This is a genomic window from Kocuria cellulosilytica (assembly GCF_040981245.1).
Taxonomy (GTDB): Bacteria; Actinomycetota; Actinomycetes; order Actinomycetales; family Micrococcaceae; genus Kocuria; species Kocuria cellulosilytica.
This window is the reverse complement of sequence record NZ_JAVFWZ010000057.1, coordinates 1-642: the sequence shown is the minus strand read 5'-3', so window position 1 is coordinate 642 and position 642 is coordinate 1. Positions and strand designations below refer to the sequence as shown.

Sequence of the window (642 nt, the reverse complement as noted above, 5' to 3'; positions counted from 1 at the left end):
CCCCGCCCCACGTTGACGAGGTGCGCGTGCGGGGACATCGCGGCGAGCACCCGCGCGTCGGCGAGCCCGCGCGTCTGCTCGGTCAGGGGCGCGGCGAGCACCAGGTGGTCGGCCCACCCCGCGTGCTCGGCCAGCTCCGCGGCGGGGACGACCGTCCCGAAGTCGGGGTCCTCCGCCCGGGGCGTGCGCCCGGCGCCGCGCACGTCCAGCCCCGCGGCCCGCAGCAGCCGGGCGGTCTCCCGGCCGATCCCCCCGGTGCCCACGACCAGGGCGGTGGAGCCCCGGGTGTGCCGGAGCTCGCGGTGCACCCAGCGCCGCTCGCGCTGCAGCGCCTTGCTGCGGTGCAGCTGCTTGTCCTGGGCCAGGACGGCCGCGAGGACGAACTCCGCGATGGGCCGGTCGAAGACCCCGTGGGCGTTGGTCAGCCGGACGTCGGAGGAGCGCAGCGCCGGGAACAGCACGGCGTCCACCCCGGCGGCGGCCACGTGCACCCAGCGCAGTCCGGTGGCCGCGTCCCAGGCCCCGGCGAGGGCGTCGGAGAGGAAGTCCCACAGGAGCAGCACCTCGGCCGGTCGTCGCCCGCCGCTGCCGGCCAGGGCCGCGGCCAGTCCCTCACGGGTCACCACCGTGACGTCCGCGAGG

Annotated in this window: 1 protein-coding gene; it reads right to left on the bottom strand. The window is 78.3% G+C overall.

What is annotated here, in order from left to right; all coding sequences use genetic code 11:
- Positions 1–642: NAD(P)-dependent oxidoreductase (locus RCG67_RS16955; RefSeq protein ID WP_368827968.1), on the bottom strand; the 642-nt coding region annotated here is incomplete at both ends.